Below are 1250 nucleotides of genomic sequence, written 5' to 3' on the forward strand. Positions count from 1 at the left end.
TGAGTCTTGATTCAATTCAAAGGTGTGTAGCGATCAGTTGATTACAGAGGTTATGCACTTATGATACGAATTCAGGATATAAAGTTTTGCTTAACGATTGCAATAAACATCGATGATCCCACCCATGCTTATCACTTCATTGCATTAAGTGATGGTTCGAGTGTATCAAATGTAGTAACCAAGATCTGATCTGACACTTTCCGGTCCATCGTCGTCTGTACCGTCAGGTCAGATTCAGACGATCTGTTTTTCCTTACAGATCACTTTGCCTGATTCCAATGTCTGCAAGGGAGTCCTTCCACAGCACATTTTCCCCTGATGGGTTCGTTCTGTGTTGTAGTACTCCACCCAAGCATCCAGATCCTTCTGTAATTCAGTCAGGTCAGTGTAGACCTTCTTTCTAAAGGTCACCTGATAGAACTCGTTCAGTATCGTTTTATGGAACCGTTCACAGATACCATTGGTTTGAGGATGCCTCGCTTTGGTTTTCGTGTGCTCGATATCACAGGCCGCCAGGTACAGTTCATAATCGTGCTCAACCTTGCCACAGTACTCAGTGCCTCTATCAGTCAGTATTCTCAGCATTGGAATGTCATGTTCTTCAAAGTACGGTAGAACCCGATCATTCAGCAAATCAGCTGCTGTGATCGGCGTTTTGGTGGTGTATAGCTTGCAGTGCGCAATCTTGCTGTAGGTATCCACAAAGGTTTGTTGATACACCCTGCCAACCCCTTTGAGTGTTCCAACGAAAAAGGTGTCTTGCAAACCCAGATAACCTGGATGCACCGTTTCAATTTCTCCGCAGGCAATATCGGTTTCTTTCTTTTTCTCAAGGGCAGCCAGCTGAGATTCTGTGTAGATAGCATCGTTAGCCGCAGCGTGCTCCTCCAGAGCCTTAAGGCGTTTTTTGAACGTCTCAAGGTTATGTCGTTGCCAGATACTGCGAACACCGCCTCCTGAAACAAATATACCGAGCTTCCGTAACTCATTACTGACTCGGGTTTGACCAAGGGCAGGGTTATCAATAGCCAGTTTACAAACGGCTTCTTCAACGTGAGGTTCTACACGGTTTTTTGGGTTTGGAATCTTTTTTGATTTGGCCAGCAGCGCATCGATTCCACCTTCCTCATAAGCATTTTGAACTCTGTAGAAGGTATCTCTGGATACACCCATCAGGGAAAAATCATGAAACCCCGCACAACCACAGGCCTCAAGGTCTGTAGATAACATCGCATACATGTCAAAATACA

The 1250-nt window shown here is 45.0% G+C and carries 1 protein-coding gene; it reads right to left on the reverse strand.

Translation table 11 applies throughout. The annotated features are described in order from the left end of the window. Positions 1 to 234: 234 nt before the first annotated feature. Complete coding sequence (locus Q1B11_RS20170; RefSeq protein ID WP_299735805.1) at positions 235 to 1230, reverse strand: IS481 family transposase; 996 nt, start codon at positions 1228 to 1230, stop codon at positions 235 to 237. Positions 1231 to 1250 lie beyond the last annotated feature (20 nt).

Source organism: uncultured Endozoicomonas sp. (genome assembly GCF_947495845.1).
GTDB lineage: Bacteria > Pseudomonadota > Gammaproteobacteria > Pseudomonadales > Endozoicomonadaceae > Endozoicomonas.